Raw genomic sequence first — 11,908 nt, forward strand, 5'->3', positions numbered from 1 at the left:
CGCCGTGGGCGTCCTCGGTCCGGTCGTCGTCTCGGAGCCGCTCGGCGACGCGTCGCGCGCCTACCTCCCCCCGGTCGGGTTCACCGTCGACGCGTTCGTCGCCGCGGACTGTCTCGGGCCGGTCGTGGAGAACCGCTGCCACGGGACGCTCGCGCACCCGCTTGGCACCGACCCGTTCGGCCGCGACGTGCTCGTGTTGCTGGTCCGTGGCGCGCGCGTCAGCCTGGAGGTCGCCGTCGTCGCTGCCGCGCTCATCGTCCCGCTCGGAACCGCCGTCGGCGTCGCCGCGGGCTCCAGCCGCGGGTGGGTCGACGACGTGCTGATGCGGTACGTGGACGTGCAGGAGACCGTCCCGGCGTTCGTCGTCTACGTCCTGCTCGCGTACGTGTACGGCCGGCACCTGTGGCTGCTCGTGCTCGCGTTCGGGCTGTTGGGCTGGGGGAGCATCGCGCGGCTCGTGCGCAGCGAGACCATCCGCGTCACGGAGTCGTCGTTCGTCGAGGCGGGCCGGGTCGCCGGTGCCGGCCGCCCGGGACTGCTGCGGCGGTACGTGCTCCCGAACGTCGCCGACTCTGTCGTCGTCGCCGCGTTCGCCCGCGCGCCGGCGCTCATCCTCGTCGAGGCGGCGCTTGCGTACATGAAGCTCACCGACCTCGACCTGCTCTCGTGGGGGGCGATCGCCGCCCGGGGGGTCGACCAGTTCTTCCCGCTGACGTGGTGGATCTCCGCGGCCCCGGCGGTCGCGCTCGTCCTCACGACCGTCGCGGCGAGCGTCGCGGGCGACGCCGCGCGGGACGCGCTCGACCGTGGCTCCTCGACGCTCCGCGGGCCCGACTGAAGGTGACCCGACCGAAGGCGAGCACGTCGCCACGGACGCCCGGCGTAACTGGTTGCTCGCGACCTGACTCAGGCGTCCGCGTCGGTCCCGTCGCCGACACTCCCGCCGTCGACGCTCTCGCTGTCGATGGTCCCGCGGTCGATCTCCCCGCCGTCGGCACCGCCGGCACGCTCGTACTCGCCGTCGCGCCGGCGCTCGCCGACCCGCCGCAGCACGGCCGGCGTCCGGCACACCCCCGGCTCGCCGGTCGCCTGCGGGACGACGCAGTTGTTGCAGTCCTCGCAGGCGACCGCGACGCCGTCCGCCGCCGCGTCCTCGCGGAGCAGCCGCGCCGGCAACTCGGGCTCCGCGTAGAACGGGCGGGCCATACCGACCGCGTCGCAGGCATCGCCGAGCAGGGCGTCGATCGTCTCCCGGCCTCTGATCCCGCCCTCACAGAGGACCGGCACGTCGACACGCTCGCGGACCCGGCGGCAGAGGTCGGCGTTCCACGCCGGTTCCCGCGAATAGACCAGCGACTCGGCCCAGTTGGCGGCGGCGACGAGTACCGCCCGCGGGCGCGACCCGAACGCGTCGACGTACCCCGCTCGGAAGCGCTCGTCGCGCCACGAGCGACCGGGGAACGCGCCCCGGATCACGCTCATATCCCAGAACACCGAGCCGTTGACGGGCACGAGCGCGTCGTAGCCGGCGTCGGCGAGCCGATCGCACAGGCGGACGCAGTCGTCGGCCGACAGCGTCCGGGCGATCCCCGGCGGCGCTCCGGTCTCGGCGGGCACCTTCGTCATGACGGGCACGTCGCCGGCGCGGTCGCGGATCTCCGCGATCACCGTCTCGAAGAAGCGCGCGGGATCGCCGAACTCGTCGTCGCGACGGTTGTAAAAGGGCGAGGCGAACTGGTGGATGATGCCCATGTTCGCGCCCGCGAGGTGGATCAGGTCGTAGCCGGCGTCGACGGCGGCCGCGGCCGAGCGACCGAAGTCCGCGGCCAGTTCGTGGCATTCGTCGGTCGTGAGAACGCGCGCGTCGTAGTGGAGGAAGCCGAGGCGGTCGAGCAGGCGGAGGGGGCGTGGCGGGCGGGAGACGGCGAGCTGTTCGAGGTCCGGGTTGCGCTCGCGGAAGCCGTGGTGCCACGTCTCCATCGAGCGCAGGCCGCCGTGTTCGAGCTGGATCGCGATCCGGCCGCCGTGATCGTGGATCGCGTCGGTGAGGCGTTCGAGGTCGGCGACGAAGTCCGGGTCGTGGACGCGGGTCATCCCCGGCGCGGCACAGCCGCCCGCCGCGCGGACGATGGTGGCGCCCTGGCAGACGAGCCCGGCCCCTGCCTCTGCGGCCGGTTCCAGGTCGTCGATCAGCGCCTCGACCGCGTCCGGCCCGTTGCCCGCGTGTTCGAGCAGCGGCGCGCGGTAGAGCCGGTTCGGGAGCGTAACGCCCCCGACATCGAGCGGTTCGGTGAGCGCCGGCACGGACGAATGCTGGCGCTCCTGGAGCATGAACGCTCGGTCGAACCGCCAGGAACGGGAACGTTCACGCGATCGGTCGTCGCGGCGACACCGTCGGACGACGACGCCACAGCGACGCCACCGCGCGGGCGACGGCGTCAGCCGTCGGCGCCGACCGCCTCGCGCACCGTCTCGACTTCCTCGTCCGAGTACGCGACGAACCGCACGTCCCGGAGCGACTCGGGGTCGAACGCGCGGATCTCCTCGGCGATGAGGCGGGCCCCCTCCCGGAGGTCGAACCCCGCGACGCCGCAGCCGAGCGCCGGGATCACCAGCGACTCGCAGCCGCGCTCGTCGGCGGCCGCGAGGGCGTTGCGGGTGGCGTCGCGGACGCTCTCGGCGGTCGCCTTCCCGTCGCCGTAATGTGGCATCGCGGCCGCGTGGATCACGTAGTCGGCGTCGAGCGCGAACGCATCGGTGACGGCGACGGCGCCCAGGTCGACCGGTCCCTTCGCCATCGCGGCCCGGTTCAGCTCCTCGCCCCCCGTGCGGCGGAGCGCGCCGGCGACCCCGCTGCCCATCCGGAGGCTCGTGCCGGCGGCGTTCACCAGCGCGTCGGCGGACTGGTCGGCGATGTCGCCCTGAATCACCTCGAAGTCCATGTGCGTCCGATCCGCGTCGAACGGCAAAGAACTGTCCGACGGCGACGCCCCGACTACTCCCCGTTCCCGCGACCGTGCGGGTCGTCCGCGTCGGGGTCGTCGACGGCGGGGTCGTGACGGGCGTACCACGCGGTCAGCTCCTCCAGCCGGTGGATCGCGCGGTCGGGCGTGCCGATGTCGTGGTGCTCGTCCTCGTAGAGGACCAGGCGCGCGTCGACGCCCTGCTTCCTCGCGGCGACGTACAGCTGTTCGCTCTGGCTCGGGGGACACCGCCAGTCCTCCTGCCCGGCGGTGACCAGGAGGGGGGTCTCGACGTTGCCGATGTCCGTGATCGACGACGACGCGTCGATGCCCTCCGGGTTCTCCCACGGGAGGCCGTACTCGTTCTCCATCCAGACGTGCGAGTCGTCGGTGCCGTACGCCGAGCGCAGGTCGTAGATACCGTGTTCGGGCGCGGCGGCGGTGAAGAGGTCCGGCTCCTGCGTGACCAGGAACCCCTGCGCGATGCCCCCGTAGGAGAAGCCGTAGCCGAACACGCGGTCCTCGTCGACCCAGCCGCGCTCAACTACGTCGGCGACGCCGTTGGCGATGTCGGTCACCTCGTGGGTGCCCCACTGGCCGCGCAGCGCCTCGGCGAACTCCCGGCCGTAGGAGGAGCCGCCGCGGTAGTTCGGCCGGAGGACGACGTAGCCGCGGCTCGTCAGGGCGGCGTGGTCGAAGCTGAAGACGGGTTCGTCGTAGCTGATCGGGCCGCCGTGGATGGCGACGACGAGCGGGTGGTCGCCGTCCGAGAGGTCCACCTCGGGGTCGTGATACACGATCCCCGAGATGGCCTCGCCGTCGCTGTCCCACTCGATCCGCCTCGACTCGGGCATCGCGTACTCGTCGACGAGGTCGGCGTTGACCTCGGAGAGCCGCGTCAGCGACTCGGCTTCGTCCTCCTCGTCGGCGTCGAGGTCGGTCGAATCGAGGGCGTACACGTCCTGTCCGTCGCTCGGGTGCGAGAAGACGAGGCCGGCGCGCTCGCCGTCCGCCGAGAGGTCGAAGCCGGCCATCGCGCGGCCGTCGCCCTGCGCCTCGAAGACGCGCTCGGCGGCGCGGCCGCCGTCGGCGTCGCCGCCGGCGCCGGCCGCTGCGTCACCGGCGACGGGATCGGCGTCGACGCGCATCAGCCGCGTTCGGGCCTCGTCACCGAACAGGCAGTAGAGCGTCCCCTCGTCGGCCCAGACCGGCGCGCCGCCCCGGGCGACCGTCCGGTCCAGATCCGCCGTCAGCGACGCGTACTCGCCGTCCTCGTACAGGTACACCTGCGTCGGGATGCACCAGTTCACGGGGTCGCCGCCGAGGAACGCGAGACGGTCGCCGTCGGGCGACCAGACGGGCGCGTTCGCCGAGAGGTCCGAATCGGTCAGCTTCCGGAGCCCGGTGCCGTCGGGCGCGATCGTGAACACGTCGCGAACGAGCGTGTCGTCGGGTTCGTCCTCGCGACAGGAGGTGAACGCGATGCGGTCGGTCGCGCCCCAGTCGGGCTGGAGGCCCGACAGTTCCTGGTAGGCGCCGCCGCCGTGGGCGTCGTCGAGACGCTCGGCCTCGCCCGTCTCGGCGTCGACGACGTGGAGGTAGGTTCGGACGGTGTCGGTGTAGCCGACGCCGTCGAGCTTGTGCTGGAGGCGCTCGGTCTCGATCGGCTCGCCCTCCTCGCGGCCGTCGAGGTAGGCCTTCTCGGCGTCCGTCGGGTCGCGTGCGGCGACGACGAGTCGCTCCCCGTCGGGCCCCCAGTCGAACTCCTCGGCGCCCTCCTCGAAGTCGGTGATCTGGCTCGCGTCGCCGCCGAGCGCGAGGTCGAACGACCACACCTGCTGGGTCGGCTCCTCGTCGTCGTTGCCGCCGGCGGCCGAGGCGTCCTCACCGTTCTCGTCGTCGCCATTCTCGCCATCGTCCCCGTCCCCGTCGCCCCCGTCGTCGCGGCCGACCCGGCGCTCGGCGTCCTCGTCGCGGGCGGCGAGGAAGGCCAGCCGGTCGCCGTCGGGCGACCACGCGGGGGCGGAGGCGCCCGACACGCGGGTGAGGCGGTGGGGCGCGCGGCTCCCGTCGGCGGGCGCGACGAACAGCGATCCGACCGGCTCGTCGGCCTCGGCGTCGTACTCGATTGTCGTGAAGGCGACCCGGTCGCCCGTCGGCGAGACCGCGACCTCGCCGACCTGCGTCAGGTCGTAGAAGGCGGAAAGCGGGAGCTCCGTCATGCCCCGTCGTGACGTTGGGCGTCGGAAATAGCTTCGTCAACCGGTCGTCGCGGCCGCATCCCTCCCCGGAAACCGAGGCGTTGAAACGCCGGAGCGACCCACTACCGGCAATGACCGACGGGGACGACCGCTCCGAACGCCGCGGCGACCACGACGCCGCGGAGTTGCGGGACACGGCGGACGGCCGGGACGCGTCGGGCGCCTGGGACTGCGCCGGCGTGCCGACGCCGGAGGCGCTCGCCGAGACGGCGGAGGCGGCGGTGCGCGCGGCCGGCGACTACCTCGCCGAGCGCTTCCGCGACGGCGGCACCGTCGGCGAGTACCACACGGACGACGTGAAGGCCGAGGCCGACGAGGCCGCCGAGGAGCTGGTCTTCGAGCGGATCCGCGAGGACTTCCCGACGCACTCGCTTCACGGCGAGGAGTCCGGCCGCTCGGGCGACGGCCGGGTCGAGTGGGTCGTCGACCCGCTCGACGGGACGAACAACTACGCCATCGACTACCCGTCGATCGCGAGCGCCGTCGCGGCAAGAGCGGACGACGAGACGCTCGTCGCTGCGATCTACGAGCCGCTGGTCGACGACTGCTACGTCGCCGTCCGCGGCGCGGGCGCGACCGTGAACGGGGAGGAGGTGACGGCGACGCCGCGTGACCGGCCGCTGGACCGATCGACCGTCTCGCTCGTCGTCGGGCTGCCGGCCCTCCGCGACGGGGATCTGCGCGCGGAGGCCGAGACCGTTCGACGGTCGCTGTCCGGGCAGTGCAAGCGGGTGCTGGAGACGTGGTCGCCGTGCGTCGACTGGGGACTGCTCGCGCGCGGGAGCATCGCCGGGATCGTCTGCGCGTATCCCGACCCGTTCGAACAGGAGGCGGGCGAGCTGCTCGCGAGCGAGGCGGGCGTCGTCTCGGCGTCGGTCGACGGCTACTACGTCGGCGCCGGCGACGAGGAGACGCTCGCGGCGCTGGTCGAGGCGCTGCCGGCGTCAGTCCGGGAATCGGTCCGCGAGTGAGAACGACCCCGCGATCGGGTGGCTCCTCCGGTCGACGGCGTCAGTCGCCGAACCGGCCGCGCGCGCTCCGGTACCCGAGCGCGACCCCGACGACCGGCACCGCGAGCACGAGCAGGTACGGCAGCGCGTACGCCGCGAGCACGACCGCGCCGCGCGCGAGGACGATCACGCCGTTGACGGACTCCAGGAACGCCTCGGTCAGCGGCGTCTCGTGCCACGCGGTTCGCTCCGGCGGCTCGTAGTCCGGCCGCGGCTCGTGGAGTTCGACGGTGATCGTCGAGTAGGCGACGCGCCGTTCGAGGCTCTGGAGTCGCGCCTGGGTGCGCTCGATCTCCGTTTGCACGTCCGAGAGCTCGCGCTGGACCGCGAGCACGTCCTCGGTGTCGTTCGCCCGGTCGTACAGCTCGCGGAGGCGGTCGCGCTCCGCACGGAGACTCTCCAAGCGCGCCTCCAGGTCGACGATCTGTTCGGTCACGTCCCGCGTGGATTGCTCGACCGATCGGACCTCGCCGGTCCCGTTGATCGCCTCCATCGCGGCCGAGTAGTTGTCCGAGGGGACGCGGAGCACGAGCTGCCCGGTCGTCCACGTCTCGTTGCCCTCGCCGCGGACCTGCGTCCGCGAGCTCCCGACGTAGCCGCCGCGCTCGCGGGCCATCGCCGTCAGGTCCGCGCGGGCGGCGTCGTAGTCGTCCACCCGGAGCTGCACGGTCGCCTCGTAGATCAGTTGGCGCTCGGATACCTGCGCGTTCACGTTCGCGCCGGCGCCGTCGCCGCCGGCGGCATCGTCACCCTCCGGTCCCGGCGTCGCCTCGGGAGCGCCGGTCGCCTCCGCCTGCATCTCCGCGCCCGTCGCCCCGTCGCCGCCGGCGTCGGCGCCGCCGCCCGCGCCCGAACAGCCGGCGAGGACGACGAGGAGGACACAACAGACCGTCGCGAGTGAGCCACGTCGCATGCGACACCCTACCGCGGCGGGACCCATACCCGTTCGGTACGCTCAAAGGGCCGTTTGACCCTTCCGTACGCGGGCCTTACGGACGGGATGCAGCGACGCCCGCTGTCGATGCGGTGGTCGGCGCCCTGTTCGCCACTGGCGCGTCGGCCCGGTGACGGTGCAGGCACGGCTGGATCCTGCACAGCCCCCGATCGGACTCCCGACCGAAGACAGACGCGTCGCCGTCGGTGAACTCACTCCGGCAGGTCGTGGAGGAACGTCTGGAACTCCACCGTGCGGCCGTCCGGATCGGCGGCGAAGAACTGGTAGATGTCGTAGCGCTCGTTCACGTGCGGCTCCTCTCGGGCGGCGTCGCCGACGCGGTCGTGCATCCGGTCGACGCCGTCGCGGTCCGGATAGACGAACGTGAGGATGCTCTCGGTCTCCGTCGCGGCGTCCGCGTCGCCGCCTCCCGCGTCCCCGGCGTCAGCGCCGCCGTCACTCGCGTCGTCCCCGTCGCCGCCGGCGTCGCAGAACCCGAACCGGAAGTCGCCGCGTTCGAGGATCGTACAGCCCGGCTGTTCGAGCCACACCGCACAGCCGACCGTCTCGCGGTACCAGTCGACGACGCGCTCGCGGCTCGTGGTGCGGAAGAAGACGATGCCGTCGGGGGAACTCATGGCCGCCCCGACGGCCGGCGGCGACGAATAGCCTTCGCCGTCTACTCGCGGGCGTCCTCGATCACCGCGCGGAACCGCTCGGCGCGCTCGGTGATGGCGTCGAAGTCGCCGGCGTCGACGAGGTCGCGGTCGACGAGCGCGGAGCCGGCGCCGACGCAGACGGCGCCCGCCTCGATATACTCGCCGGCGTTGTCGGGGGAGACGCCGCCGGTGGGCATGATCTCCAGCTGGCCGAGCGGCCCCTTCAGCGCGGCGACGTGGTCGGGGCCGACGGTCTTGGCGGGGAACACCTTCACCATCTCGGCGCCGGCCTCGGACGCCTCGACGGCCTCCGTCGGCGTCATCACGCCCGGCGCGCACAGCACGCCGTAGCGGTTGCACGTCTCCACGACGCCCTCGTCGAAGGAGGGGGAGACGACGAACTCCGCGCCGGCGGCGACGGCCGCGCGGGCGGTCTCGCTGTCGAGGACGGTGCCCGCGCCGACGAGCGCGTCGTCGCCCAGTTCCGCCGAGAGCGTGGCGATCATGTCGGTCGCGCCGGCGGTGTCGGCGGTGACCTCCAGGGCGGTGACGCCGCCGGCGACGAGCGCCTCGGCGGTGTCGACGACGGTTTCCGGCTCCGCGCCGCGCAGCACCGCGACGACCCCCGACTCCCGCATCGTTGCGAACGCGTCCGTGGAACTCATACGCGAGTGAACTTCGCGGCGGAGAATAAAGCCGGGGGTTGCGGGACCGATCCCCGAACGAGGTGACCGTCCGCCGCGAGGGCGAGGTCGGCGAGCGTGCCGTCGAGGTCGAACTGGCCGAGCGCCCGGGAACCGAGAGAAGCGTGCCTGTCGGGTAGTCGGACGCGACCCATCGCCCTCGCCGAGTCGGTCGACCGGCCGTCGCCGGGTCGGATGCAGGTCCTGTCCTCACGACAATTCCTTTATCCCTCGGGGAACTCGTCGGAGCGTGGGTCGAGACGAGCACCCGTCGCGCCGCACGTTCGAGCTGTTGTCCGACGAGATCAGGTTGCGTATCATCACGGCCCTCGGCGACGCCAGCGGCGAGGACGGGTACGCGTCGCTCGCGTTCACCGACCTGCGGGAGCGGACGGGCGTCGAGGACAGCGGGAAGTTCACCTACCACCTCAAGCAGTTGCTCGGCGAGTTCGTCGAGGAGACCAAAACCGGGTACAGCCTGACGCTCGCGGGGATCCGGGCGTATCAGGCCGTCATCGCCCATCAATCGGAGGGAAGCGTCACGGTCGAGCCGTTCGACGTCCCGGGTGAGTGCCGGACCTGCGGCGGCGACCGCAGGGCGTGGTACGAGGAGGGCCGGGGGCACGTCGGCTGTGCGGACTGCGGCGAGATCCAGTTCCGCTACCCGGTCGACGCGCGACACGTCGACCCCGCGGATCCGGAGTCGCTGCTCGACGCGATGCACGAGCGGGCCCTCCGCGACTACGGCTCCATGCTCCGTGGCATCTGCCCGTACTGCGGCGGGACCGCCGTATCCGACCTCCGGTTCGAGGCCGACCACTGGGAGGGGACCGGGATGATCGACGACGACGCGCTCGTCCACGTCGTCTGCGAGGCGTGTTCGTGGTTCGTCTACGCGAACCTCGCGGCCGCGCTGCGCATCGAGGAGCCGGTGCAGGCGTTCTTCGCGGCCCGCGGGGTCGACATCTGGTCGGAGTACCTGTGGACCGACCGGATCGACTGGGCCGTCGACTCGGTCGACGCCGACCCGATCCGAGTCCGCGGCCACTTCGCGTACGACGGCGACCACCTCTCTATCGTGGTCGACGGCGACGCGCGGATCGTCGAGGCGCGGACGGTGGAGTCGGCCGAATCATGACCGACGGACCCGGCGCCTCCCTGTAACCGGCTCCTCTGCCCGCCACGAACACGACTACTCCCCGCGCGGCACCGCGACCGCGCCGACGGCGAACGCGACGAGGGCCAGCGCGGCGAGGATCGCGAGGTTCGCCGTCGCCCCCAGTCCCGACAGTCCGGCGCCGTCGGGCACCGCGAACGTCACCGCGCGGACGCCCCGAGAGAAGTACGTGAGCGGCGAGAAGTTCACGACCGGGAGGAACCACTCCGGAAGCAACTCGGGGGAGACGAACGTGTCCGAGAGGAACAGTAGCGGCAACGCCACGGAGTTCGAGGCGGCGATGACGCCGTCCTGCGTGTCCGACACCCGCCCGAGCATCGCGCCGACGCCGCAGAACAGCACGACCCCGACGACGACGAACGGGACGAGCAGAAGCAGGTTCGCCGACACCGAGATCGCCGCGCCGGTCACGAGGACGACCAGCCCGAACACGAGCAGCGAGGCGGCGCCGATGACGCCGACGTTGACGAGCGTGTGCGCCAGCAGCCACTCGGCGCGCGTCAACGGCGTCGTCGCCAGCTTCTCGAAGCGGTGACCGTCGCGGTGGCGGGCGATCTCCGAGCCGACCCGCGACAGCGGCGTGAACAGCACCACGGTCGCGAGATACCCCGGGAGGTAGTACGCGTCCGGCCGGGAGAACAGCCCGCCCCCGCCCGGCTGGGTGCGCACGAGGACGCCGAAGATGAGCACGAGCAACAGCGGGAAGAAGAACGTGAAGAACACCGCCGTCCGGCGGCGGAGGAACGACCGCGTCGCCGCCAGCGTCTCCGCGCGGACGCGCCCGACGCGGCTCATCGGTCCGCCTCCGCGGTCGCTGCCGGGTCGGCGTCGCCGGCGGCGCCGCCCGCTGCCTCCTCTCCCGCGGCGGCCGCGTCGTCGGCGCCCGTCCCCTCGACCGCGCTGGCTCCGGGCGTGGCCGCCCCCTCGAACTCCTCGCCCGTGAGCCGCAGGTACACGTCCTCCAGCGTCGGTTCGGTCCACGTGAGCGACTCGTAGCCGACGCCGGCGTCGCCGAGCGCGGCCACCGCGTCCGCCAGGTCGGCGGGCGACACGTCGCCGAGGACGAGCTCGTCGGCGCCGACCTCGACCGTGAAGCCGGCCTCCCGAAGCGGGTCCGCGCCCGCCTCGACCACGGGGCCGGCGACGACGAGGCGCGCGGGCCCGCCGTGGTCGGCCACCAGCTCCGCGGGCGTGCCGACGGCGACGAGCTCCCCGTCGCGCAACAGCCCGACGCGATCCGCGAGTCGCTCGACCTCCTCCATGGAGTGGCTCGTCAGGAACACGGTGACGCCGCCGTCGGCGAGCGACTCGATGAGCCCCCACAGCGCGCGCCGCCCGGCCGGGTCGATGCCGGTCGTCGGCTCGTCGAGGAACAGCACGTCCGGGTCGTTCACCAGCGCCGTGGCGACGCACGCGCGGCGTTTCTGTCCCCCCGAGAGGTTCTCGTACCAGGTGTCGGCGTCGGCGTCGTCGGCCAGCCCCACGTCCGCGAGTACGTCGTCGACGGGGCGGGACTCGTCGTACAGGCCGGCGTAGTAGGCGACGAGCTCGCGGGCGGTGAGTCGCTCGGGCGGGCCGAACTCCTGCGGGAGCAGGCCGACGCGCGAGCGGTCGGAGTCGCCGGCGGGGTCGCCGAACAGTTCGAGCGTTCCCTCGGCGCTCGCGGTGCCCGTGAGCGCGCGCACGAGCGTCGTCTTCCCCGCGCCGTTCGGGCCGATGAGCCCGAACACCTCGCCCTCGTGGACGTCGAGCGAGACGCCGTCGAGCGCGACCGTCCCGTCGTAGGACTTGCGGGCGTCGACGGCGCGGACGACCGTCGCGTCGTTCATGTCTCCCGGTCCGGGCGTCGCGGAAGTAAGGGTGCCGAAGGCCGCCTCCGGGACGTCGGGCCCGTGGGTCGGGGGTTACCACTCGACGGTGCGCGTCGCGAACACCGAGACGCCGACGGCCCAGCGCGCGACCGCGGCGGCGACGACGACCGCAGCGGCGCTCGCCGGGTCGACCCCGAGCGCGACGAGCCACTCGTGGCACACCCGGAGCACCTCGACCGGCGAGAGGGTCGCCCCGAGCGCGAGGAACCCGCCGGGTTCGCCCGCGAGCGCGTCGCGGACGGCGTCCCTCGGCGTCGACGCCGACGCCCACGGCTCGATCGGTCCCCCCGCCATACCCGTTCGGTTGTCGATGCTCCGGATATAATTCCGTCGCCGAACGTATCGACCTC

General features: G+C 72.9%; 12 protein-coding genes. 3 read left to right on the forward strand and 9 right to left on the reverse strand.

Going from position 1 to position 11,908, the window contains the following annotated elements; genetic code table 11:
• Nucleotides 1-4 precede the first annotated feature (4 nt).
• The gene (locus K6T50_RS06180; RefSeq protein WP_222608522.1) at nt 5-838 is read left to right on the forward strand and encodes an ABC transporter permease; all 834 of its coding nucleotides are present in this window, start codon (nt 5-7) and stop codon (nt 836-838) included.
• Nucleotides 839-906: 68 nt separating this feature from the next.
• On the opposite strand, the gene K6T50_RS06185 is transcribed toward K6T50_RS06180, so the two are convergent.
• The 3 genes from K6T50_RS06185 to K6T50_RS06195 all read right to left on the reverse strand — a co-directional run bounded on the left by K6T50_RS06185 (nt 907) and on the right by K6T50_RS06195 (nt 5,185).
• The gene (locus tag K6T50_RS06185) at nt 907-2,331 is read right to left on the reverse strand and encodes an oxidoreductase (protein ID WP_222608523.1); all 1,425 of its coding nucleotides are present in this window, start codon (nt 2,329-2,331) and stop codon (nt 907-909) included.
• A gap of 107 nt (nt 2,332-2,438) precedes the next feature.
• Nucleotides 2,439-2,942 (reverse strand): macro domain-containing protein, encoded by a 504-nt coding sequence (locus tag K6T50_RS06190; protein WP_222608524.1) that lies wholly within the window; start codon nt 2,940-2,942, stop codon nt 2,439-2,441.
• A gap of 53 nt (nt 2,943-2,995) precedes the next feature.
• The gene (locus K6T50_RS06195; protein ID WP_222608525.1) at nt 2,996-5,185 is read right to left on the reverse strand and encodes a S9 family peptidase; all 2,190 of its coding nucleotides are present in this window, start codon (nt 5,183-5,185) and stop codon (nt 2,996-2,998) included.
• Nucleotides 5,186-5,295: 110 nt separating this feature from the next.
• Here K6T50_RS06195 and K6T50_RS06200 point away from each other — a divergent pair, with 110 nt between their 5' ends.
• Nucleotides 5,296-6,195: an inositol monophosphatase family protein gene (locus K6T50_RS06200; protein ID WP_222608526.1), complete on the forward strand. Its 900-nt coding sequence runs from the start codon at nt 5,296-5,298 to the stop codon at nt 6,193-6,195.
• Between the two features lie 40 nt (nt 6,196-6,235).
• Here the strand turns inward: K6T50_RS06200 and K6T50_RS06205 are convergent, their stop codons facing one another.
• The 3 genes from K6T50_RS06205 to K6T50_RS06215 form a co-directional block, all read right to left on the reverse strand.
• Nucleotides 6,236-7,147: a DUF4349 domain-containing protein gene (locus tag K6T50_RS06205; protein WP_222608527.1), complete on the reverse strand. Its 912-nt coding sequence runs from the start codon at nt 7,145-7,147 to the stop codon at nt 6,236-6,238.
• A gap of 233 nt (nt 7,148-7,380) precedes the next feature.
• The gene (locus K6T50_RS06210) at nt 7,381-7,806 is read right to left on the reverse strand and encodes a VOC family protein (protein ID WP_222608528.1); all 426 of its coding nucleotides are present in this window, start codon (nt 7,804-7,806) and stop codon (nt 7,381-7,383) included.
• Nucleotides 7,807-7,847: 41 nt separating this feature from the next.
• A complete protein-coding gene (locus K6T50_RS06215) occupies nt 7,848-8,492 on the reverse strand; it encodes a bifunctional 4-hydroxy-2-oxoglutarate aldolase/2-dehydro-3-deoxy-phosphogluconate aldolase (RefSeq protein WP_222608529.1) in 645 nt (214 codons plus the stop codon).
• 268 nt (nt 8,493-8,760) lie between these two features.
• Here K6T50_RS06215 and K6T50_RS06220 point away from each other — a divergent pair, with 268 nt between their 5' ends.
• A complete protein-coding gene (locus K6T50_RS06220) occupies nt 8,761-9,648 on the forward strand; it encodes a winged helix-turn-helix domain-containing protein (RefSeq protein ID WP_222608530.1) in 888 nt (295 codons plus the stop codon).
• A 54-nt stretch (nt 9,649-9,702) separates the two neighbouring features.
• Here the strand turns inward: K6T50_RS06220 and K6T50_RS06225 are convergent, their stop codons facing one another.
• The 3 genes from K6T50_RS06225 to K6T50_RS06235 all read right to left on the reverse strand — a co-directional run bounded on the left by K6T50_RS06225 (nt 9,703) and on the right by K6T50_RS06235 (nt 11,852).
• The gene (locus K6T50_RS06225; protein ID WP_222608531.1) at nt 9,703-10,482 is read right to left on the reverse strand and encodes an ABC transporter permease; all 780 of its coding nucleotides are present in this window, start codon (nt 10,480-10,482) and stop codon (nt 9,703-9,705) included.
• Nucleotides 10,479-11,516, reverse strand: coding sequence for an ABC transporter ATP-binding protein (locus K6T50_RS06230; RefSeq protein WP_222608532.1), 1,038 nt, complete (start codon nt 11,514-11,516; stop codon nt 10,479-10,481). The genes K6T50_RS06225 and K6T50_RS06230 overlap by 4 nt, the downstream gene beginning before the upstream one ends.
• A gap of 75 nt (nt 11,517-11,591) precedes the next feature.
• Nucleotides 11,592-11,852 (reverse strand): hypothetical protein, encoded by a 261-nt coding sequence (locus K6T50_RS06235; protein WP_222608533.1) that lies wholly within the window; start codon nt 11,850-11,852, stop codon nt 11,592-11,594.
• Nucleotides 11,853-11,908 lie beyond the last annotated feature (56 nt).

The sequence above is a fragment of the Halobaculum magnesiiphilum genome (genome assembly GCF_019823105.1).
Classification (GTDB): Archaea; Halobacteriota; Halobacteria; order Halobacteriales; family Haloferacaceae; genus Halobaculum; species Halobaculum magnesiiphilum.